General features: G+C 62.7%; 23 protein-coding genes and 1 pseudogene. 15 read left to right on the forward strand and 9 right to left on the reverse strand.

Features of this window, described 5'->3' with window-relative positions; genetic code table 11:
• Positions 1–34: 34 nt before the first annotated feature.
• On the forward strand, positions 35–538 hold the full coding sequence (locus ACODTZ_RS29740; RefSeq protein ID WP_489030134.1) for a hypothetical protein: 504 nt from the start codon (positions 35–37) through the stop codon (positions 536–538).
• 8 nt (positions 539–546) lie between these two features.
• Here the strand turns inward: ACODTZ_RS29740 and ACODTZ_RS29745 are convergent, their stop codons facing one another.
• Positions 547–894, reverse strand: coding sequence for a nuclear transport factor 2 family protein (locus ACODTZ_RS29745; protein ID WP_489030136.1), 348 nt, complete (start codon positions 892–894; stop codon positions 547–549).
• A gap of 280 nt (positions 895–1174) precedes the next feature.
• On the opposite strand from ACODTZ_RS29745, the gene ACODTZ_RS29750 reads away from it, so the two are divergent.
• Positions 1175–2410: a multidrug efflux MFS transporter gene (locus ACODTZ_RS29750; protein WP_489030138.1), complete on the forward strand. Its 1236-nt coding sequence runs from the start codon at positions 1175–1177 to the stop codon at positions 2408–2410.
• A 287-nt stretch (positions 2411–2697) separates the two neighbouring features.
• Here the strand turns inward: ACODTZ_RS29750 and ACODTZ_RS29755 are convergent, their stop codons facing one another.
• Positions 2698–3624 carry a bestrophin family protein gene (locus tag ACODTZ_RS29755; protein WP_489030140.1) on the reverse strand — a complete coding sequence of 309 codons (927 nt, stop codon included), beginning with the start codon at positions 3622–3624 and terminating at the stop codon, positions 2698–2700.
• Between the two features lie 249 nt (positions 3625–3873).
• Positions 3874–4761, reverse strand: a complete 888-nt coding sequence (locus ACODTZ_RS29760) for a branched-chain amino acid aminotransferase (protein ID WP_112979789.1) — start codon at positions 4759–4761, stop codon at positions 3874–3876.
• Between the two features lie 268 nt (positions 4762–5029).
• Between ACODTZ_RS29760 and ACODTZ_RS29765 the strand changes: the two genes are divergently transcribed.
• The 10 genes from ACODTZ_RS29765 (at position 5030) to ACODTZ_RS29810 (ending at position 13967) form a co-directional block, all read left to right on the forward strand.
• Positions 5030–6070 carry a zinc-dependent alcohol dehydrogenase family protein gene (locus ACODTZ_RS29765; protein WP_489030141.1) on the forward strand — a complete coding sequence of 347 codons (1041 nt, stop codon included), beginning with the start codon at positions 5030–5032 and terminating at the stop codon, positions 6068–6070.
• 103 nt (positions 6071–6173) lie between these two features.
• The gene (locus tag ACODTZ_RS29770) at positions 6174–7223 is read left to right on the forward strand and encodes a patatin-like phospholipase family protein (protein WP_489030143.1); all 1050 of its coding nucleotides are present in this window, start codon (positions 6174–6176) and stop codon (positions 7221–7223) included.
• Positions 7224–7378: 155 nt separating this feature from the next.
• A complete protein-coding gene (locus ACODTZ_RS29775) occupies positions 7379–7813 on the forward strand; it encodes a cupin domain-containing protein (protein WP_047507707.1) in 435 nt (144 codons plus the stop codon).
• Between the two features lie 393 nt (positions 7814–8206).
• Complete coding sequence (locus tag ACODTZ_RS29780) at positions 8207–9766, forward strand: TerC family protein (RefSeq protein WP_489030145.1); 1560 nt, start codon at positions 8207–8209, stop codon at positions 9764–9766.
• Positions 9767–9784: 18 nt separating this feature from the next.
• On the forward strand, positions 9785–10555 hold the full coding sequence (gene tam / locus ACODTZ_RS29785; protein ID WP_489030147.1) for a trans-aconitate 2-methyltransferase: 771 nt from the start codon (positions 9785–9787) through the stop codon (positions 10553–10555).
• 76 nt (positions 10556–10631) lie between these two features.
• Positions 10632–10913: an antitoxin of toxin-antitoxin stability system gene (locus ACODTZ_RS29790; RefSeq protein WP_183901090.1), complete on the forward strand. Its 282-nt coding sequence runs from the start codon at positions 10632–10634 to the stop codon at positions 10911–10913.
• The gene (locus ACODTZ_RS29795; protein WP_489030149.1) at positions 10910–11200 is read left to right on the forward strand and encodes a type II toxin-antitoxin system RelE/ParE family toxin; all 291 of its coding nucleotides are present in this window, start codon (positions 10910–10912) and stop codon (positions 11198–11200) included. The genes ACODTZ_RS29790 and ACODTZ_RS29795 overlap by 4 nt, the downstream gene beginning before the upstream one ends.
• 65 nt (positions 11201–11265) lie before the next feature.
• Positions 11266–12789, forward strand: a complete 1524-nt coding sequence (gene zwf / locus ACODTZ_RS29800; RefSeq protein ID WP_489030151.1) for a glucose-6-phosphate dehydrogenase — start codon at positions 11266–11268, stop codon at positions 12787–12789.
• A gap of 441 nt (positions 12790–13230) precedes the next feature.
• Complete coding sequence (locus ACODTZ_RS29805) at positions 13231–13359, forward strand: hypothetical protein (RefSeq protein ID WP_018896989.1); 129 nt, start codon at positions 13231–13233, stop codon at positions 13357–13359.
• A gap of 179 nt (positions 13360–13538) precedes the next feature.
• Positions 13539–13967 carry a hypothetical protein gene (locus ACODTZ_RS29810; protein WP_489030153.1) on the forward strand — a complete coding sequence of 143 codons (429 nt, stop codon included), beginning with the start codon at positions 13539–13541 and terminating at the stop codon, positions 13965–13967.
• 151 nt (positions 13968–14118) lie between these two features.
• On the opposite strand, the gene ACODTZ_RS29815 is transcribed toward ACODTZ_RS29810, so the two are convergent.
• From ACODTZ_RS29815 to ACODTZ_RS29825, 3 genes are all read right to left on the reverse strand, one after another.
• Positions 14119–14796: a transposase gene (locus tag ACODTZ_RS29815; RefSeq protein WP_489030155.1), complete on the reverse strand. Its 678-nt coding sequence runs from the start codon at positions 14794–14796 to the stop codon at positions 14119–14121.
• Positions 14757–15068 (reverse strand): hypothetical protein, encoded by a 312-nt coding sequence (locus ACODTZ_RS29820; RefSeq protein WP_489030157.1) that lies wholly within the window; start codon positions 15066–15068, stop codon positions 14757–14759. The genes ACODTZ_RS29815 and ACODTZ_RS29820 overlap by 40 nt, the downstream gene beginning before the upstream one ends.
• Before the next feature lie 291 nt (positions 15069–15359).
• Entirely contained in the window at positions 15360–15755 is a 396-nt protein-coding gene (locus ACODTZ_RS29825; RefSeq protein ID WP_111564431.1) for a hypothetical protein, read from the reverse strand.
• A 232-nt stretch (positions 15756–15987) separates the two neighbouring features.
• On the opposite strand from ACODTZ_RS29825, the gene ACODTZ_RS29830 reads away from it, so the two are divergent.
• The 3 genes from ACODTZ_RS29830 (at position 15988) to ACODTZ_RS29840 (ending at position 19786) form a co-directional block, all read left to right on the forward strand.
• On the forward strand, positions 15988–17544 hold the full coding sequence (locus ACODTZ_RS29830; RefSeq protein WP_489030159.1) for a helicase HerA-like C-terminal domain-containing protein: 1557 nt from the start codon (positions 15988–15990) through the stop codon (positions 17542–17544).
• 34 nt (positions 17545–17578) lie between these two features.
• A complete protein-coding gene (locus ACODTZ_RS29835; protein ID WP_489030161.1) occupies positions 17579–17965 on the forward strand; it encodes a hypothetical protein in 387 nt (128 codons plus the stop codon).
• A gap of 294 nt (positions 17966–18259) precedes the next feature.
• Positions 18260–19786 (forward strand): ABC-F family ATP-binding cassette domain-containing protein, encoded by a 1527-nt coding sequence (locus ACODTZ_RS29840; protein ID WP_489030162.1) that lies wholly within the window; start codon positions 18260–18262, stop codon positions 19784–19786.
• 86 nt (positions 19787–19872) lie between these two features.
• On the opposite strand, the gene ACODTZ_RS29845 is transcribed toward ACODTZ_RS29840, so the two are convergent.
• From ACODTZ_RS29845 to ACODTZ_RS29855, 3 genes and pseudogenes are all read right to left on the reverse strand, one after another.
• Entirely contained in the window at positions 19873–20193 is a 321-nt protein-coding gene (locus tag ACODTZ_RS29845) for a YccF domain-containing protein (RefSeq protein ID WP_489030214.1), read from the reverse strand.
• Positions 20179–20304: pseudogene (locus tag ACODTZ_RS29850) on the reverse strand (YccF domain-containing protein); the annotation flags it as partial. The gene ACODTZ_RS29845 and the pseudogene ACODTZ_RS29850, both read right to left, overlap by 15 nt.
• 179 nt (positions 20305–20483) lie before the next feature.
• Positions 20484–21716 (reverse strand): ABC transporter substrate-binding protein, encoded by a 1233-nt coding sequence (locus ACODTZ_RS29855; RefSeq protein ID WP_489030164.1) that lies wholly within the window; start codon positions 21714–21716, stop codon positions 20484–20486.
• Between the last annotated feature and the right edge of the window lie 363 nt (positions 21717–22079).

Below are 22079 nucleotides of genomic sequence, written 5' to 3' on the forward strand. Positions count from 1 at the left end.
CGACCGACTGGTTGGTTCGCAAAAGGAACCAGACATGGCCAATCCGCTTTCGCTTCTCGGTGAGATCCACACCGCCATCAGCATCATCCCTGCCGTTGCCGGGCTCTACAGCTTCGCCAAATACCGGACCATCCGCCCGGAAACGACGGTCGGCAAGGTCTACCTCGCGACGCTGGCTCTATCAGCCATCAGCGCCTTCGGCCTGTCGTCCACCGGCGGCTTCAATCCCGGCCATGCGCTGGCGATTGTCGTGCTTCTTGTCTCCGCCATCTGTCTCGTACTGCCGAAACTTGGCTTCCTAGGGCGGCTGATCCCCTATCTCAGGAACCTCGGCTTCTCCTTCACCTATTTCCTGCTCTGGGTGCCCGGGATCAACGAGACCCTGTCGCGCCTGCCGCCCTCGCACCCGATCGGCAACGGCCCGGATTCGCCGCCGGTGCAGACTGCTTTGCTGATCTGGGTGGTGCTGTTTGCCGCGGGCAGCCTAGCGCAGGCCTTTCTCGTCTCGCGCGGCCAGGCGCGGCGTGTGGTTGCGTAACCCGCTGACTAGGCCTCACGGCCGAAATAGACCTCGACGGCCGCAAGCCTGTCACCCCTGAAGCGGAGCGTTTCCATGTTGCGGAACGCTCCGCCATCGTGTTTGACCGCCCGATAGCGCACCACCGCCTCATCGCCTGACAGGCCGAGATATTCGATCTCCATGCGCGTAAATGGCGGCGGCGTCGGCCAGCACCTCTCGAAATAGGCGTCGCGGTCGATGTGATCGTCGCGCGGGCTGGAGAAGGTGAAATCCTCCGTCAGCATCGCCGCGACAATATCCTGGCGGCCGTCGATATAGGCGGCGTAGAGGGCGCGGACCGTTTTCTCGCGCCTTGTGTCGGTTTCATCCGTCATGTCAGTCGTCCTCCTCCTTCAGAAACTGCGGCCGCCCAAGCAAAAGGCCAGCCCCACGAGGCGAAATCCGACATCGGGCGAACGGAATGGCCCCTTATCCGTCCTTGATGGGCTGTCTGCGGAAGGGCTATACCGATGGCGTGCCACCGGAAACGGAGGCTCTCCTGTCTTTCCTCACCCGCTCCGCCCGGCCCTCGCCCGGGCCCGACCGGTTTGCGATCGACATCAGTGCCGCCTTTCTCTTGCGATGTGGACGATCGATGATGCAGAAGGCCCTGACATGAGTGACAAGACAGAGGATGCAGCCGCAGCCGAACCGGGCTCGATCCATTGGAAACGCAATCTGGCCGTTTCGCTTGTCGGCTCGTTCACGACCATCGTCGCCATGACACTGCTTCTTCCCTTCCTGCCGCTCTATGTCGAGGAGCTCGGCGTCAGCGATCATGCCGCGATCGTGCAATGGTCGGGGATCGCCTATGGCGCCACCTTCTTCGCCGCCGCCTTCGTGGCGCCGCTCTGGGGACGGCTGGGCGATATCTACGGGCGCAAGCTGATGCTGGTGCGCGCCAGCCTCGGCATGACCGTTGCAATCTCGCTGATGGGCATGGCCGGAAACGTCTGGCAGCTGGTGGCGCTTCGGCTCTTCGTCGGGCTCGCGGGCGGCTATTCGTCCGGCTCGATGGTGCTGGTGGCGACGCAGACGCCGAAGGACCGTTCGGCCTGGGCGCTGGGGACGCTGGCCTCGGGCATCATGGCCGGCAATCTCGTCGGGCCGCTGATCGGCGGCGTGCTGCCGCCCCTGATCGGCATTCGCGGCACGTTTCTGGCCGCCGGCGCGATGATCTTCCTCGCCTTTCTGGCGACGCTCTTCCTCATCAAGGAGGAGAAGTCCCCTGCCCGCAAGAAGGCCGCCAAGCAGAGCGGCGGCTGGGCGGCCATCCCGGACAAGCGGCCGGTCATCGCCATGCTCTTCACCGGCATGCTGCTGATGCTTGCCAACATGTCGATCGAGCCGATCATCACAGTCTATGTCGCGCAGCTGGTGGACGACGCGGCGCGAGTAACCATTATCGCCGGCATCGTGATGTCGGCGGCCGCACTCGGCAGCATCCTCTCGGCCTCGCGGCTGGGCAAGCTCGCGGACCGCATCGGCCACTGGCCCGTCATCGCCGGCGCGCTGGCGATTGCCGGCCTTCTGCTCATCCCGCAGGCCTTCGTCACCTCGTCGTGGCAGCTGATCGTCTTGCGCTTCCTGATGGGCGTGGCGCTCGGCGGCCTGCTCCCCTGCATCTCCGCCGTCATCCGCCACAGCGTCCCCGACAGCGCGGCGGGCAGCATTCTCGGCTGGTCGGTCTCCTCGCAATATGTCGGCCAGGTCGCCGGCCCGATCCTCGGCGGCTTCGTCGGCGGGCATATCGGCATGCGGGCGGTGTTTTTGGGCACCTGCGTGCTGCTGCTTGCCGGGGCGGCGTATTCGTGGATGGTGCGGCCGCGGGGGGAAGCAGTGCGTTCGTAAGGTGTTGGGATCGAGACGTTTTCACGTCTGTGGCGTCATCCTCGGGCTCGTCCCGAGGATCTAAGCACGCAGCAACGCACTCGACGTGAATGGATCGACCGGGGGCGTGGGCTAGTGTTCGCGGCCACGGCTGTCATAGAAGCCGCACCGTTGCATTCGCGGAGACGTGCTTAGATCCTCGGCACGAGGCCGAGGATGACGGCGGAGAATTGGATTTCGCCCGTAGGTTATTGAAACAAAACAGTTTTCACGCCTCGCGACACCAGCCGTCGCGGAAGGCGCCACCACTACATCAACAAATAATCCACCGCCACCGGCAGCGCCGGCAGGTCCTTCTCGCCCATGGCTTCGCGGATGTTGATCTCGACGGTATCGGCGATCGCCTCGATCGGGAGTGCGTTGGGTTGTTTGCCGAAGGGCTCTTCCAGTTCGTCGCCCAGCGCGTCGAGGCCGAAGAAGGTGTAGGCGACGAGTGCGGTGCCGAAGGGCATGAACCAGCCGAGCACGTCGTCGAAGCCGAAGGGAAGCATCAGGCAGAAGAGATGGGCTGTGCGGTGGAGGAGTAGCGTGTAGCCGAAGGGTACCGGGGTCCAGCGGATGCGCTCGCAGGAGGCCTGGGCGAGCGTGAGATCGGCAAGCGTGCGGTCGAGCATCTGGTAGTTGATGTCGGTGAGCAAGCCCTTGGCGCGGAGATCGGCGAGTTCGCGGGCGATTTCCAGCGACAGCGCTTCGGGCGGGTTGCGGCTGGCGGCGTAGTGGGCGTTGATATCGTCAGGCAGCAGGCGTTCGACCTTGTGGCGGGAGATGCCGGTGCGCAGGTGCGGGACCAGCGACTGGACGAAGGCGATGACCAGCGTTAGTACGCGTTTGCGGGCGTCTTTTCCCGCTTCGCCAGACATCGTTTCAAGGATCAGTGTCTGGCGGGCAAAGTGGCGGGCGGAGAAGACGATCACGCCCCATTGCCGGCGCGCCTCCCACCAGCGGTCGTAGCAGGCGTTGTTGCGGAAGCCGAGGAAGATCGACAGCGCGATGCCGAGCAGCGCGAAAGGAGCGCCGTTGAAGACCGGCAGCATGCCCGGCCGGAGCGTGTGACAGAGCACGACCAGCGAGGAGAGCACGGCGGTGAGGATGATCTGCGGCAGGACGCGCTTGATGATCGAGCCGCGGAGGATGAAGAAGAGCTTGAAGAGGGTTGGGCGGGGGCGCACGATCATGATGCGGGGGACCAGGCTGGAGTGGGAGTGATGAGTTAACGGAGACGATGTTTAACGCGGTGCGTGTGGCCCCCTCACCCGGCCTCCGCTACGCTCGGCCACCCTCTCCCCGAGGGGAGAGGAGAAACGGTTACGCTGCGGCATCTCCCCTTCTCCCCGACGGGGAGAAGGTGCCGGCAGGTCAGGCACAACAAGTTGCGCCGGGGATGAGGGGGCCACGCGCCCGGACTTGGCCACCTCTACACCCAATCAGCTGTCGCTTGCGCTGCGACCAAATGCCCAGTTCATGTAGATTTCGAGCGCCTTGCGGGTGACGGGGCCTTCCTGCAGTTCGCGGCCGTCGAGGCGGTTGACGCCGACGACCTTGGAGTAGTTGCCGGAGGTGAAGATCTCGTCGGCCGCCATGAAATCGTCGACCGAGAGCGTCTCCTCGCGAACCTCGAAGCCGGCCTGGCGCAAAAGGCCGATGACGCGGGCGCGGGTGATGCCGGCGAGGAAGGTGCGGTTGGCGACCGGCGTCTTGACGACGCCGTCCTTGACCAGGAACACGTTCGAGGACGCGGTCTCGGCGACATTGCCGTTCATGTCACGCATCAGGGCGTTGTCGAAGCCGCGGCTTCTCGCTTCCGCGATTGCGCGGCCGCTGTTCGGATAGAGCGAGCCGGCCTTGGCGTCGGTCATCGCGGTCTCCGGCGACGGGCGGCGGAAGGGCGAGACGGTGAGCGAGTTCGGCTTGTTGTTGCCGAGCGGGGCTTCAAACAGGCAGAGCGCGAAGCGGGTGCTGTCGCCATCCACCGTGACGACGCTGCCGGCGGAGCCATGCTCGCCCCAGTACATCGGCTTGATGTAGATCGGCGTCTTGCCATCGAACTTCTTGATGCCTTCCCAGGCGAGCGCTTCGATCTCTTCGGCGGTCTTGACCGGCTTCAGGCCCATGTTGACGGCGGAACGATTGATGCGCTGGCAATGCAGGTCGAGATCAGGCGCGATGCCGTCGAACCAGCGTGCGCCGTCGAAGACGGTGGAGGCCAGCCACATGGCATGCGAGGTCGGCCCGATCAGCGGCGGGTTGCCGGTCAGCCACTCTCCCTCGACATAGGTCCAGGTGTTGGAACGGGGCGATGTATCGACGGCCATGAGACTCTCCTTCAATCAATTGCAGGGAGACAAAACCCCGCGCGCGGACGCGGTCAAGGAGAAATATGTCGCGGCGGAGGCTAAGCAAGAAACGGCATGCGGTGACGGAGCCAAGGGCAATATTCATGCGTGCTTGATGAAACATGCGCGATGGATGCATCAGTGAAAATCATGGGTAACCCGGTTGGAGGCGGTCGTGACCGCGTGTCATTATGTATGGCAACGAGGATGCCCGCGCACTGAGCGCGCCCTGCAGGAGTGAAGACCGATGAAAGCCATGTTCTACGACGCCTTCGAAAAGGCCCCAGAGATCGCCACGCTGCCCGATCCGACGCCCACCGAAGACGGCGTCGTGATCGCTGTCGGCGCCACCGGGCTTTGCCGCAGCGACTGGCATGGCTGGATGGGCCACGATCCCGATATCAAGCTGCCGCATGTGCCGGGCCATGAGCTTGCCGGCAAGGTGGTGGCGACGGGCAAGGGCGTGATGCGCTACAAGGTGGGCGACCGGGTGACGGTGCCCTTCGTTTCCGGCTGCGGCCGCTGCAGCGAGTGCCATTCCGGCAACCAGCAGGTTTGCCCGGATCAGTTCCAGCCGGGCTTCACCCATTGGGGCTCGTTCGCCGAATATGTCGCGATCGACTATGCCGACACCAATCTCGTGCACCTTCCCGAGACCGTCGACGATGCGACGGCCGCCAGCCTCGGCTGCCGCTTCGCCACGTCGTTTCGCGCCGTAGCCGACCAGGCGCGCACCGGGCCGGGCGAATGGATCGCCGTGCATGGCTGCGGCGGGGTCGGGCTTTCGGCGATCATGATCGCCACCGCGCTCGGCGCCAATGCGATCGCCATCGATGTGTCGGACGAGAAGCTGGCCTTCGCGCGGGAATGCGGGGCCGTCGCAACGATCAACGCGACTGAGGTTGCCGATGTGCCCGAGGCGGTGCGCGAGATCACCAAGGGTGGCGCGCATGTCTCAATCGACGCGCTCGGCCACCCCCAAACCTGCTTCAACTCGATCAAGAACCTGCGCCGCCGCGGCCGGCATGTGCAGGTGGGCCTGATGCTGGGCGAGCATTCGACGCCCTCGATTCCCATGGCGCAGGTGATCGGCCACGAGCTTGAGATCTACGGCAGCCACGGCATGCAGGCCTGGCGCTACGACGCGATGCTGTCGATGCTCGCCGCCGGCAAGATCGCGCCGCAGAAGCTGATCTCGCGACGCATAAGCCTGGAAGAAGGCATCCCGGCGCTGATGACGCTCGACAAGGCGGAGACGACGGGGATCAGCGTCATCACCAGCTTTTAGGCGTACAACCGCCTTCAATCAAAACGAGCTTTTCAGTTTGTTGCAATCTTTGGTTTAAATCACATACTCCCCTTCAACCGGATGAACCGGCATGGAGGGGAGCATGGCAAAGCGTTTTATTCTTTCGATCGATGGTGGTGGCATTCGCGGGATCATCCCGGCGGCCATCCTGGTGGCATTGGCCAAGCGGTTGAAGGGACTGCCGCTCCATCAGGCTTTCGACATGATTGTCGGCACGTCCACCGGCGGCATAATCGCCGCGGGACTGACATGCCCGCATCCGAATGACAAGAAGAAGGCCGCGTGCACGCCGGCCGAGCTTCTGAAGCTCTATACTGATGAAGGCGCCGATATCTTCGAGAAGCCGCTGGGAGCGGCGGTGCTCAATCCGTTCGGGATAAACGATCCGCGCTACAATCCATTGGCGCTGGAAGAGAAGCTGCGCAAACGGCTCGGCAACGCCACGCTCGACCAGGGTCTGTCGAAAGTGGTGATCACGGCCTACGACATCGAGAACCGCGCCGCTCTCTTCATGTCAAACGCCGACCCCGAGAACAGCAATTTCCGCTTCTGGGAAGCCGCGCGCGCGACCTCGGCGGCCCCTACCTATTTTCCACCTGCACTGATTGAACGCATTGGAGAAACAGATCCCCAAAAGCGCCACATCGCCCTCATCGATGGCGGTGTCTTCGCCAACGATCCTATCCTCGCTGCCTATGTCGAGGCGCGCAAGCAGCCATGGAAAGACGATGAGCTCGTCTTCCTGTCGCTCGGCACCGGCCAGCAGAATCGACCCATTCAATATCAGGAAGCAAAGGAATGGGGCATCGTCGGCTGGATGCAGGTGTCGCATCACACGCCGCTCATCTCGATCCTCATGCAGGGACAGGCGAGCACCGCATCCTACCAGGCCAACAAGCTGCTCAATCCGCCCGGAACGAAGCTGAGATTCTCGACGGTCGTAACCAATCAGAACGCGGCGACGCTCAATTACTTCCGGCTCGATCAGCAACTGACGAACGAACAGAGCGACGCACTGGACGACACCGAGGACAAGAACATCGAGCAACTCCAGAAAATCGCCGCGCAAATCATCAAGGATAACGCGCCGGCGCTCGACGAAATCGCCAAACGCATCCTGGCGAACCAATAACGGCCAAACACGATGCGGTGATCGGCGGGCTGAAAACCCGCCGATAGCGCGGGGGTGCCGATCTGTGCATCGGAGCCTTGCGTTTTAGCGGGTTGCCATTGCCCGGCTAAAGGTCTATCGCGCTCGCCGCTAAGAAAAAGAAAAAGCGAGACATCATGTCCAACTCATTTGTGAACACACATGCGCCCGAGGGCGTACAGGCCGGCTTTGCGCCGGAAGGCCAGCTCGAGCGGCACACGCGGCTTGAAGGAACCTGGCTGAATATCTTCGACGTCACGGTGCCCGCGGGCGGCCGTACGCCGCTGCATCGCCACGAAAGCCCCGAGATCCTGCGCATTATCGAAGGCTGTCTCATCATCCGCCGGATGACGGACCAGGGGCTGGAAGAATTCGAAGCCACCGCCGGCGATATCGTCCGCATCGAGGCCGATCAGGCGCATGGCTATTCCAACCGCGGCCCCGACGTCGCACGGTTTTCGGCAACGATCGACAGCGACATGTCGGACTTCTTCGAAGCCGCCGAATCGCGCACCCGCGACCTGTTGACCGTCGTCGCCAACAGCGACAGCACACGCATCCTGGCGGCCTGATCGCCGTCTCGGAGCCGTCCGGATCACCGGGCGGCCATTCTCCCCGGCCGTTCACACCGGCGTCGATCGCAAGCATGCGAACGAATTCTGCCACGCCCCTCTTGCGCTTGGTCACGTTACCCTTCAAAATTGAAGCATGCCCGACAGCGACCCTTCCAGTACCAGCTCCACCCCTTCTTCCAGCGACATGTCTGCTGATGGCGATGGGGATGGCTGTAGATGGCGTGCGCTTCGCCGCATCGGCCTTAGGTCAGGCATAGCCGCGTTCAGAGCGGCTCTTTTTCTATCCATCGCGGAGTTCGATCGCCGGCTGCTTGCGGCCGCCGTCATCCGCCTTTCATATTTTCATCGCAAAAGGAGCGGTCCCGTCAACGTGGCCGCGTTACACCATTGATGTTCTTCGACTGGATGTCCGACCCCTCCGCCTGGGTGGGTCTCGCAACCCTGATCGTGCTCGAGATCGTTCTCGGCATAGACAATCTCGTCTTTATCGCCATTCTCGCCGACAAGCTGCCGCCGCATCAGCGTGACCGCGCGCGCCTCGTCGGCTTGGGGCTCGCACTGTTCATCCGTCTCGGCTTGCTCGCCTCGATCGCCTGGATCGTGACGCTGACGACGCCGATCTTCTCGGTCATGGAGTTCAGCTTCTCCGGCCGCGATATCATTCTCCTCATCGGCGGCGTCTTCCTGCTCTTCAAGGGCACGATGGAGCTGCACGAGCGGCTGGAAGGCCATGTCGAGACATCGGAGAAGAAGGTGGTGCATGCCGTCTTCTGGCAGGTGATCGTGCAGATCGTCGTGCTCGACGCAATCTTCTCGCTCGACAGCGTGATCACCGCCGTCGGCATGGTGCAGCACCTTCCTGTGATGATGATCGCCGTCGTGATCGCCATCGGCGTCATGCTGCTGCTCTCGAAGCCGCTGACGAGCTTCGTCAACAAGCATCCGACGGTCGTGATCCTCTGCCTGGGCTTCCTGATGATGATCGGCTTCTCGCTGATCATCGAGGGCTTCGGCGTGCACCTGCCCAAGGGCTATCTCTACGCGGCGATCGGCTTCTCCGTCATCATCGAATCGCTGAACCAGCTGGCGCGGCACAATCGCGAGCGGCTGATCACGCCCACCAACATCCGCGAACGCACCGCCGACGCCGTGCTCGGCCTGCTCGGCGGCAGACGGCCGCAGGTGACGCTCGGGCCGACGGCGGAACATATCGCCGAACAGGCGGCCGAAGAGGACGTGTTCTCCAACGAGGAAAAGGACATGATCCAGGGCGTGCTGACGCTCGCCGACCGCTCGGCCAAATCGATCATGACGCCGCGCATCGATATCGACTGGCTGGACCTCGATGCGCCTGAGGCGGAGCTGCAGCGCCGCATCGTCGATCTCGGCCATTCGCGCTTTCCCGTGGCGCGGGGGAGCCTCGACAATTTCATCGGCGTGGCCAGCGCCCGCGACCTGTTGCGCGACCTGATCGTCGATGGATCGATCAATGTCGAGCGCTCGATCCGCGAGCCCTTCGTGGTGCATGAGAGCATCAGCGCGCTGAAGCTGATGGAACAGCTGCGCCATTCCAGCGAGGCGGTCGCCATCGTGCTCGACGAATACGGCGATCTCGAAGGCATGGTGACGCCGACCGACCTGCTTGAAGCCATCGCCGGCGAGTTTCCCGACGAGGACGAGGAGAAGCTTTCGATCGAGCGCGGCGAGGACGGCTCGCTGACGGTCGACGGCTGGATCGACATCCGCCACGCCTCGAAGTTGATCGATGTCGACCTGGTCGACGAAGGCGACCGGTTCTCGACGCTGGCGGGATTCATTCTCTGGCGGCTCGGGCATCTGCCGCATCAGGGCGAAACGATCCGCTTCGAGGAACTGACATTCGAAGTGGTATCGCTCGACGGCCGCAACATCGACAAGATCAGGATCAAGCGTATCGAAGACGCGGATTGAAAAAGGGAGAAAATCAACATGGCATGGTCGGCAAGCCAGTATGTGAAATTCGAGGACGAACGCACGCGCCCGGCGCGTGATCTTCTGGCGCAGGTGCCGATGGAGCGCATCGAGCGCGCCATCGACCTCGGCTGCGGCCCGGGCAACTCGACGGAGCTGATCATCGACCGCTACGGCGCTTCGGGTGTCCGCGGGCTCGACAGTGATCTCAATATGCTGGAAGCCGCCCGCAAGCGGCTGCCCGGCACCGATTTCCTCGAGGCCGATCTAGCAACCTGGCAGCCGAAAGAGCCGGTCGATCTCCTCTTCGCCAATGCCGTCTTCCAGTGGCTGCCCAATCATCTCGATATCTTCGACCGGCTGATGGATGGCTTGAAGCCCGGTGGCGCGCTTGCCGTGCAGATGCCCGACAACCTGACAGAGCCGACGCACCTCTTGATGGAAGAAACCGCCCATGCCGGCCCCTGGAAGGCCGCCTTCGAGGCCAAAAGCGTCCGTCGCAACCCGCTGCCACCGCCCTCCACCTATTACTCCCGGCTGATCGGCAAGGCCAAGCGCGTCGACATCTGGCACACCGCCTACAACCACCCGATGGCGGACGCGGCTGACATCGTCGAATGGGTCAAGGGAACGGGGCTCAGGCCCTATCTCGACCATGCCGGCGATCAGAATCGCGAGGCGTTTCTGGCGGATTATCTCGGGCGGGTGGAGAAGGCTTATCCTCAGATGTCCGACGGGCGAGTGCTGCTGAGGTTTCCGCGGTTGTTCATGGTGGCGGTGAAGGGGTAGAGTCGGGAGACGGCGTCTTTCATCTTGTGGGGGCGCCGTCTCAGCTATATCCTTGGCGCAGAGATGGAGGTTGGCCGTGGCCAAGAATGCTGTCGTCGAAATCACGCTCGATCCTGAGCTGCACGCCGAATTTCTCGCTGCCGCCAAGGCAGAGAACCGGGCTGCGGGCGAAATCGTCTCTGATCTGGTTCGCGATTACGTAGAACAACAGCATGTCTCGCCGGAATACGCCAGCTTTCTGGAATCCAAGGTGGCAGTCGCCCGGCAATCGATCGCCGCAGGAAAAGGACGCTCGAACGAAGCCGTCGAGGCAACATTCGCAGCGCTCCGCAAGAAAATCGAGAATGGTGGCCTGTGAAGGTTGCCTGGAGCGCGCAAGCCGAGCTCGATCGTCTATCCATTGTCCAATTCATCGCCGCCGATAACCCATCCGCCGCGCTCCGCATCGATAATCTTTTCAGCGAGGCGGCACGCAGGCTTTCAAACGTTCCCTATCTTGGGCGTCAGGGAACCGTGGCGGGCACCCGCGAAGTCATTCCGCACCCGCACTATCGTCTCGTCTACGAAATCGACGACGGCACAATCTGGATACTCACGCTTCTCCACACGGCGCGACAATGGCCGCCTGTCGATCCGCAGGAGTAGCCGATCCCCGCTTGGCACCCCTCCCGCCCGCTCTATCTTCCCCCTCCCATATCAAGGAGATCATCATGGACGCAGCTCCCAGCCCGCCGGTCACGCTTGTCATCTTCGGGGCCACCGGGGACCTCACCCGGCGGCTGCTTGTGCCCGCGATCATCAACCTCACGCAGAGCGGGCTCACCGGCGAGGACCTCCGTATTCTCGGCGTCGGCATCGAGCCTGGTGACGATGCGATGCTGGTAGCGCGGCTCGATGATTTCCTGAAGGCGCTCGATGATGGCGGCGCGCATGCTGAAAGTGATGGCTGGAAGAGCCTCAGCAAGCGGATCGCCTATACGTCGGGCGATTTCACCAAGGATGAGATCTATCTCGACATCAAGGCGCGGCTTGAGAAGGCGCCGAGTGGTAACGCCGCCTTCTATCTCGCCGTGCCGCCGCAATTCTTCGGGACGATCGTCGAGAAGCTTTCCGAACACGGGCTGACCAAGGAGACCGACAGCGCGTTTCGGCGGATCGCCATTGAAAAGCCGTTCGGAACCGATCTTGCCTCGGCCAAGGCGCTCAATGCGCGCATTCTTTCCAAGGTTTCGGAAAGCCAGGTCTACCGGCTCGATCACTTTCTCGGAAAGGAGACGGTGCAGAACATCCTGACCACACGCTTCGCCAACATGATGATCGAGGCGCTGTGGAACAACAACTATATCGACCATGTGCAGATCACCGCCGCCGAGACGGTCGATGTGGGCAGCCGCGGCAAGTTCTACGATGCGACCGGCGCGCTGCGCGACATGGTGCCGAACCATCTGTTCCAGCTGCTCGCGATGATCGCCATGGAGGCGCCGAACGGGTTCGGGGCCGAGGCGATCCGCAGCGAAAAGAGCAAGGCCTTGAGCGCGCTCAGGATCTACACGCCCGAGGAAGCGGCCGAGCATGGGGTGCGCGGCGTTTATACCAGCGGGCCGCTCAACGGCAACCCGGTCACCGCCTTCCGCGAGACCAAGGATGTATCGCCCGACACAAGGACCGAGACCTTCGTGGCGCTGAAGCTTTATGTCGATACGTGGCGCTGGGCGGGCGTGCCGTTCTATCTCCGGACCGGCAAGGCGATGAAGGCGCGCGATACCGAGATCGTCGTCACCTTCCGCCAAGTGCCCTTCGCGCAGTTTCGCGAGACCGACATCAAGCGCAGCCTGCCGCCGAACCGGCTGGTCATCCAGGTGCAGCCGGATGAGGGCTTGAGCGTCGAGCTGTCGATCAAGTCGCCGGGGCTTTCGGTCGATACTGTGCCCGTCTCGCTCGACTTCCGCTATGCCGACAAATTCGATATCGGCAAGATGACCGGCTACGAGTCCCTGCTCTACGATCTCTTCATCGGCGACCAGACGCTGTTTCAGCGCGCCGACGGCATCGAGGCGGGCTGGGCCGCGGTGCAGCCCTTCCTCGATCTATGGAGCACAAGCCACGACCAGCCGGAGCCCTACCTGCCGGGAAGCATGGGGCCGACCTGCGCCGACGAACTGATCCGCAAGGATGGCCGGCAATGGCACGAGCTCGGCGTTATTCTACACAACCCAAAAAGCGCACATGAATAAAAATACACTCTTATGTTAGTATATCCGGAACAACCATGCTCGCGCGCCGCCTTCTCGAAATAAACCCATAATATTTACGGGAAACGGCTCGCTTCGCCGCTGAAAGGCGGTACCAAGTACAAAAAAGGTAGAAGTTGACCGGTTACTTCCCGGGATCCAAGCTTTTACTGCTGACAGAGTTGCTTTTCCAGTGCGACAAAGAAGGCGGGGGCCCGCCACACCCCGGCGGGCCCTTCTGGACGCTTTAGTTGTTTTTTTGCTTATGTCAGGCAAAAAAATCGAATTGTTAATGACCGATTAACATATTTACTTGCGCTCTTCAGCGGCCTTGCTAAATCTACCCTCTAATCTGGGGTATTGATGATGACGGATATTCAGTCTTCCAAGAATCGATCAAATTCAGACCAACGAATGGAGACCTGCCGGTCCGAATTCGAACCCATGCTCTTCGAACTGATCCGTGACGGAGAGAAGAGAGGGTGGAAAGCCGCCGAAATCGCCATGGCCCTCGCCGACGCGGCCGATGACGTCATCCTGAAGCTTGCCCGCGAGACAAAAAGCAAGCACTGACACCCCATCCGGCCGCGAATGCCAGGATCGATTTTCCGGGCCGAAACCCACTTTCGGCGAGCGGCGATAACACATACACTCGCGACTGATTTGGCATTCATCACTGATTTGGCCTGTCGTGAGCCATCATCCGATGTCTCCCAGCAAGCAGTGTGGTCGCGCAACGGCGGGAGACAATATTGCAGTGGTTTGCGGCAGCACTTCTGGCTTGCGGATGCGTCAACCTGGCCGAATTCCCCGACTTCCCACCGGCGAAGGATTATGTCGCCACGACATCGTGCAATTTGAGCGCCGATCCCGTCGCATGCCGGGATACGCGTGCGGGGTGGGCGGCGACTTATGCGCGTGCGGTTGGTGGGGGTTACGAGAGCCAGAGGGCGGTCGCGTTGTGCCTCAGCACTGGGTGTGACAAGGCTATCGTCGAGGATCGCGTTTTGGGCTGCGCGTGGCGGCATGTGATCGTTGGGGCGAAGCATGCGGCGACGGCGGAGAGTGACCGGGCGCAGGTGGAGCGTTTTTGTGGCGGCGGCGCGCTGGATGAGGCCGATCGGCAGACGGCGCGGGATCAGGCTGCCGTGTGGATGCAGCTGGTTGGGGTGACGCAGTAGGGTTTGTTGGTGGTTTGGGTGGTGGTTAGCGTTGGCGTGCGCGGCCCCCTCATCCGACCCTTCGGGCCACCTTCTCCCCGTTGGGGCGAAGGGAAGATGGAGCGAGCGGCCCACCCCGAGTCTCTTCTCCCCAACGGGGAGCAACCATGTCTCATTCTTTCACATATTTCGGCGTCCATTCGGTCTGCCTGGTGAGGATGGTGTTGGCGAGAATGACGAGTTTGCGGGCGACCGCAATAACCGCGCACAGATGCTCCTTGCCGTTGCCGCGCAACCGCTTGTAGAAGGCCGCCAGATCCGGATTGTGCCGGCTGGCGGTGAAGGCGCACATGAACAGGCTCTTGCGCAGCCTTTCGCGGCCACCCTGGATCCTGCGCCTGCCGCGATGCTTGCCGCTGTCGTCATCATAGGGCGCGACACCGGCAAGGGCGGCGACCTCGTTGCGACCGGCATGGCCGAGCTCGGGCATGCGGATGACGAGGCACAGCGCGCTGCGCATGCCGATGCCCTTGATCGAGACCAGAAGGTCGAGCCGCCGCGCCAGATCAGGGTCGCTTCGAACCAGCTTTTCGAGCCGCAGCATATGCGCATTGCGGCAGGTCTCGAGCCTAGCGATCTCGCGAGCATGCCGGCGCTTGACGATCTCGGGCACGGCTGTCTCGGCGAATGTCTTCACCAGCGCGATCTGCTGCTCGATCTGCTCCAGATAGGTCAGCTCGGCCGAAAGCCTGTCGAAGCGGGCATCGGGCAGCGCCGGCAGCGTCTTAAGGCTGGCGGTGAAGACGGCAATCAGCGTGGCGTCCAGCCGGTCGTTCTTGGCCCGCTGCAACGGCTTCTGGCGAAGTACCGCAATTGCGCCGGCTGCAGGCGCGCCGCCGGGCGCTTCTTGCCCCGCAAATGCGCCATCAGCCGCCACTCGTAGCCACCGGAGGCCTCGAAGCCGACCCTCTCGACATCATGCTCTTGAAGAAAGGCGTCGAGCCGCTTCAGGCCCGCCGCGTCGTAGGCGACCCGCAGCCGCGCGCCGCCGGGATGGATGGCGATGTCGAGATGGCTTTTGCCGACATCGATTCCGGCACAGATCATGCTATCATCGGTCATCTTCGTCGTCCCTGTCTTGGATAAGAACCCCAAGGTTCCTGCAACCACACGGGCCTGATGAAGAGCCGGTTGCGATCCTGCTCCCCACAGCCCCGAACGGCTGAGAAGGTGACGATCCGACAACCAGCTGCCGGGCGGGTGGCCACCCGCCCGGCAGAAACAACTATCTCATATTTTGATCATCCAAGAAGGTGCCGGCAGGCGGATGAGGGGGTTGCGCGGCACAACGCTCACCCCACAACAAAACGGGCGGAAAATCCGCCCGCTGCATTATCCATCATCCCAATCCGATCAAACGAACTGGCTGAGCCCCGGTACCGAAGCCACGACCTCGTCGACGACTTCCTTGCCGGCGTGCTGTTCGGCAATTGAAAGCGTTTCCTTGGCGAGCGAGGTGATCTCCCCCATGCCGAGGCCTTCCGACATCAGCTGCTGGCCGAGGGCCATGATGCCGCCGCCGCCGAGCGCGCCCATGATGCTGCCGAGAAGGCCGCCGCCGCCGGTTTCGCCGGCGCCGTTATACTGGGCCACCAGATCGGAGGCGCCCGGGATGGCTTCGATCATCCGGGCGACCGGGCCGTCGGCCGCTTCGCGCTGGAGAAAGCCAAGCATCATGCCGAGCGCCTTTTCAGCCACTTCGGCCGGAATGCCGACCCGTGCGGCTATCTGATCCACGATTTCATTCATCGTCATCCTCCTGGTTTTATTGACGTTAACGTCAACGTTAATCGAGTTTGAGTGGCAACTCAAGGCATCCGCGACGCGATGATCGCTTATCCAGTTTTCCTTTTAATGCAGACAGTTGTCGGCATTGCGGTCCCTGCTTATAACAGTCGAAGCATATTACAATGAACATGCGGATTATGCTCTCCGCATTTTGACGCAATCGGCGTCCGTCGCCGGCAGGGAGACCTTTCGCATGCTCGAGGATGGCAAGATCTACATCGGTACCAGCCGCAACCCTGATGACAGTATCAACACCCCCGAATATCTGGAGCTCAAATACGGCAACCGCCACGGACTGGTGACCGGCGCGACCGGCACCGGCAAGACGGTGACGCTGCAGGTGCTGGCCGAAGGCTTCGCGAGGGCCGGCGTTCCTGTTTTCTGCGCCGACATCAAGGGCGACCTCTCCGGCATCGCCATGAAGGGCCAGCCGCAGGACTGGATGACCAAGCGGGCCGAGCAGATCGGCTTCGACGATTACGAAGCGGACCAGTTCCCGGTCATCTTCTGGGACCTGTTCGGCGAAAAGGGCCACCGGGTACGCACCACCATCGCCGAGATGGGCCCTCTCCTGCTCGCCCGGCTGATGGATGCGTCGGAGCCGCAGGAAGGCGTGATCAACATCGCCTTCAAGATCGCCGACAAGGGCGGCCTGCCGCTGCTCGACCTCAAGGATTTCTCCGCGCTGCTCAACTACATGGGCGAGAACGCCACCGAGCTTTCCAGCCAGTACGGGCTGATCTCCAAGGCCTCCGTCGGCTCGATCCAGCGCGCGCTGCTGGTGCTCGAGCAGCAGGGCGCCGAGCATTTCTTCGGCGAGCCGGCGCTGAAGATCACCGACATCATGCGATCAGACAATCGCGGCTACGGGACCATCTCGGTGCTCGCCGCCGACAAGCTGATGATGAACCCACGCCTCTACGCGACCTTCCTGCTCTGGCTGCTGTCGGAACTCTTCGAGGAGCTGCCTGAAGTGGGCGATCCGGAGAAGCCGAAGCTGGTGTTCTTCTTCGACGAGGCGCATCTGCTCTTCAACGACGCGCCGAAGGTGCTCGTCGAGCGTGTCGAGCAGGTGGTGCGCCTGATCCGCTCCAAGGGCGTCGGCGTCTATTTCGTCACGCAGAACCCGCTCGACGTGCCGGAGACGGTGCTGGCGCAGCTCGGCAACCGCGTGCAGCACGCGCTGCGCGCCTATACGCCGCGCGAGCAGAAGGCGGTGAAGACGGCCGCCGATACATTCCGCCCCAACCCGGCCTTCGACTGCGCCACCGTGATCACCACGCTTGGGACCGGCGAAGCGCTGGTCTCAACGCTGGAGGCCAAGGGCGCGCCATCGATCGTCGAGCGCACGCTGGTGCGGCCGCCATCCGGCCGCGTCGGGCCGCTGACGGACCAGGAACGCCAGCAGGTGATGGACAAGAGCCCGGTGCTCGGCGTCTATGACGAGGATGTCGATCGCGAATCCGCCTTCGAGATCCTGGCGGCGCGGGCGCAGAAGGCATCCGATTCCGACGCCGCCAAGCAGGCGCAGCCGACACAGCCGACCGAGGGAAGCGCCTCCGGCCGCTGGACGCTGCCGGGCTTCGGCGACGACGACAAGGACGAGAAGCCGGCGCAAGGCCGCCCCCGCTCCGGCGGCTACCAGCGCGAAACGGTGGTGGAAGCGGCGATGAAGAGCGTGGCACGCACCGTGGCGACCCAGGTCGGACGGGCGCTGGTGCGCGGCATTCTCGGCAGCCTGAAACGGTAACCCTGATCCCTCAACCCTTTTCGGAAGCGACCGCGTGACGTTGATTTGGAGAGAGTTGAACCCCGCAGAAAAGCAGATCATCCAGCGTCTGGCGCGCCACGCCGCGCGCGGCGAGGTGCCGCCAGCCTGGGACTGCGACCACTACCGCGCCGCAGAGATCGACGCATCCGGCTCGCTGCGCCTTCGCTTGCGCGACAGAACCGATTGGCCCACCGACCTGCCGGCGCATCCCGTAGCGTCGGGCTATTTCGACGACAAGGAGGTCGCCGATCCCTACGGGCCGCTTGTCGACATCATCCTGTTTTCGGCCGCGGGCGTGCTCTCGGAGTTGCAAATCTACCGCAGCGACGGCGGCGCGATCCTGAAGGCGATCGAGGCCGACGCGATCTTCCTAATCACGGTGCACGAGCATCACGGTTGAGTTTTCGCGGCGGGAATGCTATCGCTGGGATACTTGAGAAAGGAGGGTTGCGCGTGACGATACATTTCCGATTCAATCGCCAGCGTGGCCCCGTCAACGCCCTGCAAATGCGTTTGCAGGGCTGACCAGAGACCGTTTCTCGACACCCTCTTCCTGGTCCGCCCCTCGTGGCACTGCAGCCGTGAGCCTATGCTCGCCTGCATGTTTCTAGATCCCCCGAGCTGAGCATACGCGCGCGATATAGGCTGATGCCCGCGACGCGCCTGTGCCTGCTCGCAAGACCAGAGCAAGATCATGACGACAATCCATATCCGCAATCTCGGCATCACCCTTGGCAAGCCGCTGTTTTCCAACCTCACGCTTGCGATCGGCGCCGGCGACCGCATCGGCCTTGTCGCCGCCAACGGGCGCGGCAAGTCCACGCTGCTGCGCTGCCTGTCCGGTGCGATAGAGCCGAGCGAGGGCGACGTCACCCGCTCGCGCGGGCTCACCATCGGCCATGTCGAACAGGACGTGCCGCCTGCCCTTCTTTCTCTGCCGTTGCACGAGGCGGTGCTGAAGGCGCTGCCCGAGGACCAGCAGCTCAACGAGAGCTGGCGGGTCGACATGGTGCTTGCCGGCCTCGATGTGCCCGACGAGATGCGCGAGCGGCCGGTGGGGCAGCTCAGCGGCGGCTGGCAGCGGCTGGCGATGCTGGCGCGGGTCTCCGTCACCGAGCCCGACGTGCTTCTGCTCGACGAGCCGACCAACCATCTCGACCTCGGCAAGATCGCCCGGCTTGAGGACTGGCTGAACGCGCTGCCGCGCGACATGCCCGTCATCATCTCCAGCCATGACCGCGCCTTTCTCGACGCCACGACGAACCGGACGCTGTTTCTGAGGCCCGAGCAATCGGCGCTGTTTTCGCTGCCCTATTCGCAAGCGCGGGCAGCGCTCGACGACAGCGATGCGGCCGACGAGCGGCGTTACCAGCGCGACATGAAGACGGCGGAGAAGCTGCGCCAGCAGGCCGCCAAGCTCAACAATATCGGCATCAACTCCGGCAGCGACCTGCTCGTCGTCAAGACCAAGCAGCTGAAGCAGCGGGCGGAGAAGCTGGAGGACGCGGCCAAGCCCGCGCATCTGGAGCGCTCCTCTGGGGCGATCCGGCTTGCCAATCGCGGCACGCACGCCAAGGTGCTGGTGACGCTGGACGATGCGATCGTGGCGCGGCCCGACGGCACGCCGCTCTTCAAGACCGGCAAGCAGTTCATCTGCCAGGGCGACCGCATCGTTCTGCTGGGCGCCAATGGCATGGGCAAGAGCCGGATGGTGACGATGCTGCGTCGTGCGATCCTGGAGGCCGAAGGTACTGTCGAGGGCATCAAGGCGACGCCGTCGCTGGTGCTCGGCTATGGCGACCAGGCGCTGAACGAGCTGATCGACGAGGAGACGCCGATGCGGATGATCCTCAGGCGCTTCGATGTCGGCGACGCGAGAGCCCGCGCGCTGCTTGCCGGCGCCGGCATGACGATCGAAATGCAGGGTAAGCCGATCGGCAGGCTCTCGGGCGGGCAGAAGGCGCGGCTTGGGATGCTGGCGCTGCGGCTGACCAACCCGAATTTCTACCTGCTGGACGAACCGACCAACCATCTCGACATCGAGGGCCAGGAGGCGCTGGAGAGCGAATTGATGGCGCAGCAGGCGAGCTGCCTGCTGGTCTCGCACGACCGCGATTTCATCCGCAACGTCGGCAACCGCTTCTGGCAAATCGACGGCAAGAGGCTGGTGGAAGTGGAGAGCCCGGAAGGCTTCTTCGCCGTTGCCGCGACGGCTGCCTGATCGGGCGGCCGTTGGTTAGCGTCAGAACGAGGCTGGCGGCGGAATGCGATTTCCGCCGCCCGGCCAGCAACGTTAATCGATCGCTATCAGCCCTGCCGAAGGGCCGCGAGTTGCGCCTGCGCATTCGCGGAGCGCGCCGCGGCCATCAGCTCCTTGGTGACGACGCGCTTGCCAACGGGAAACAGTGAGATGCCCGCGAGCTTGAAGTCCTGGAGACCGAGCGGAATGCCGATGATCGTCACGAACATCAGGCAACCATGCAGCACATGAGAGATCGCCAGCATGACGCCGAATGGCAGCCAGATGATGTTTGCGATCAATCGGAATATTGTCAGCCCGGCGCTGCTTTTACCGGTGAGTTCGGCATGCGATACGACATCCCGTCCGAAGGGCCACAGGCTGAGCAAGCCGATCTCCCAGCAGGCGCGCGCCCACGGCAAGCCGATGATTGAAATAGTCATCAGTGCGGCAGCGAACCACCACATCAGTGCCAATGCCCATCCGCCAAGTATGAACCATAGAAAATTCGCGCCAGTACGCATGATGAAATCCCCTCATATCTATAAGGCTAGATGAGCAACAGATCGCGCCGCCGTCAATCTGTGCGCGAAGAATTTACATCTACAATTCACGCCGAACTTGCCCTTTGCAGGCCAAAGGCGAAGTGCTGTCAGCGTCAGGGAAATGTTTGCTCGCTTCAGAACGAGGCCGGCGCCTGAGCCAGCACGTTGAGCTTGCCGCCGCCGATGGCGTAGAGGCTCAAGCGGCGCTCGACCTGGCCCGATGGCGTCAGGCGGAACAGGCCGGTGACGCCGCGGAAGCCGACCTTGCTGGTCAGCGTCTCGGCGTTGAGGCCCGTCGGACCCTTGGTGCGGATGATGCCCGACGCGATGGCGATGGCGTCATAGCCATAGGCGGCATCGGCGGAGAGCGGGCGCTTGTAGTGGCGCTGGTAGCGCTCCGAGATCAGCGAGGTGGCCTCGGGCTCGACCATGGCGATCAGCGTGCCGTTGGCGGTCGGCTCGCGGTAGGTCTGCGGCGGCCAGGCGCTGGTGCCGACGAAATTGAGATTGCTCTGGCCGCCGGCCTTGATCGCCCCTTCGATGGTGGTGGTGATCGCGGTGCGGCCTAGGATGAGCACCGTATCGGCCTGCTGCAGCTGCGGCTTGGCCGTCTGCACGGCGGCAGCGGCCGCGGCATCCGTCAGGTCATATCTGGTGATGCCGAGAAAGGTGCCGCCCGAGGCGCGGATGGCGTCCGCCAGCCTGAGATCGGCAGTTTGCGGGAGATCCCGCTGTGCGAAAACGACGACCTTCTTGTGGCCACTGGCAGCGGCTGTGCGCAGGCCTTCCAGCGCGCTGTCGGTTTCGCTCGATGCGAGATTGTAGACATTGCCTGATGTGGCCGGCACCGGCTGGCCGAGATTGAGGAGCGGCGGGCGCTGGTCGGACGGCATGGCGGCAACGGCGGCCGTGGTCGCCGGCGGCAGGTAGCTGATGAGGATCGCCGAGCTTCTGGACTTGGCGGCGGCTACCACGGCGGATGCGGCGGCGGGGCTTGCAACGTCGATCACCTTGACGAAGGCCTGGTTGGCGCCGAGTTCGCCGATGCCGAGGGCAGCGGCATCTCTCACATCGCGCGACGGGCCTTCGAAGAGCCCGTTCGAGCCCTTCTGCATCAGCAAGGTGATCTCGGCACCGTTTTCGCCGAAGCTTTCCTCGACGTCGCTCGATGGCGGCTTGATATCGTTGGTCTTGACGTTCCTGGCGATGCCGTCAACGTCGGACTGGCAGGCGGCAAGTGCGCTGCAGGAGAGGACGACGGAGAGAAGCAAGAGCGATCGAGCGGTTTTCGCCCCCTTGCGGGCTGCGCGAAGGACGCCGCGTAAACCATGCGCGCCACGCGCCTCATCCCTGCCCTTAACGATCACTGCTTCCCCCAAACCCTGTCAGGCCGTCTGTAGCGGCCATTTCGCGGCCTCATATCTGCATAGGCATTTGGCGAAAGCAAACCCTTCCCCCAAACTTGGTTGACGGAAAAGCTAAAATTTTCAGCTTTTTTGAGCGGATAACTTCGTTCTAAGTTATCCACGCTTCCAAACCCGATATTTATGGCTGATCGGTACATTTCTCCCAACAAGTGGAGAAATTAAGTCCCGTGACCAAAAGAACAAAAACAAACAAAATCGCTTTTATCGCACTTCTTTCGGCATTTTCTTCTTTTTCTTACAATCATGCTTCGGCTTCTGTTCTTTATAATACAGAAGCATACGGCGCATCATACTCCAGCTATA

It is taken from the genome of Rhizobium sp. FG113 (assembly GCF_057809895.1).

Excerpts from the sequence above, each read along its gene's own strand:
- ACODTZ_RS29840 (WP_489030162.1), top strand. The coding sequence starts at position 18,260 with ATGACGACAATCCATATCCGCAATCTCGGCATCACCCTTGGCAAGCCG.
- ACODTZ_RS29830 (WP_489030159.1), top strand. The coding sequence starts at position 15,988 with ATGCTCGAGGATGGCAAGATCTACATCGGTACCAGCCGCAACCCTGAT.
- tam (WP_489030147.1), top strand. The coding sequence starts at position 9,785 with ATGGCATGGTCGGCAAGCCAGTATGTGAAATTCGAGGACGAACGCACG.
- ACODTZ_RS29780 (WP_489030145.1), top strand. The coding sequence starts at position 8,207 with ATGTTCTTCGACTGGATGTCCGACCCCTCCGCCTGGGTGGGTCTCGCA.
- ACODTZ_RS29820 (WP_489030157.1), bottom strand. The coding sequence starts at position 15,068 with ATGACCGATGATAGCATGATCTGTGCCGGAATCGATGTCGGCAAAAGC.
- zwf (WP_489030151.1), top strand. The coding sequence starts at position 11,266 with ATGGACGCAGCTCCCAGCCCGCCGGTCACGCTTGTCATCTTCGGGGCC.
- ACODTZ_RS29825 (WP_111564431.1), bottom strand. The coding sequence starts at position 15,755 with ATGAATGAAATCGTGGATCAGATAGCCGCACGGGTCGGCATTCCGGCC.
- ACODTZ_RS29805 (WP_018896989.1), top strand. The coding sequence starts at position 13,231 with ATGCTCTTCGAACTGATCCGTGACGGAGAGAAGAGAGGGTGGAAAGCC.
- ACODTZ_RS29760 (WP_112979789.1), bottom strand. The coding sequence starts at position 4,761 with ATGGCCGTCGATACATCGCCCCGTTCCAACACCTGGACCTATGTCGAG.
- ACODTZ_RS29740 (WP_489030134.1), top strand. The coding sequence starts at position 35 with ATGGCCAATCCGCTTTCGCTTCTCGGTGAGATCCACACCGCCATCAGC.
- ACODTZ_RS29745 (WP_489030136.1), bottom strand. The coding sequence starts at position 894 with ATGACGGATGAAACCGACACAAGGCGCGAGAAAACGGTCCGCGCCCTC.
- ACODTZ_RS29775 (WP_047507707.1), top strand. The coding sequence starts at position 7,379 with ATGTCCAACTCATTTGTGAACACACATGCGCCCGAGGGCGTACAGGCC.
- ACODTZ_RS29755 (WP_489030140.1), bottom strand. The coding sequence starts at position 3,624 with ATGATCGTGCGCCCCCGCCCAACCCTCTTCAAGCTCTTCTTCATCCTC.
- ACODTZ_RS29750 (WP_489030138.1), top strand. The coding sequence starts at position 1,175 with ATGAGTGACAAGACAGAGGATGCAGCCGCAGCCGAACCGGGCTCGATC.
- ACODTZ_RS29765 (WP_489030141.1), top strand. The coding sequence starts at position 5,030 with ATGAAAGCCATGTTCTACGACGCCTTCGAAAAGGCCCCAGAGATCGCC.
- ACODTZ_RS29770 (WP_489030143.1), top strand. The coding sequence starts at position 6,174 with ATGGCAAAGCGTTTTATTCTTTCGATCGATGGTGGTGGCATTCGCGGG.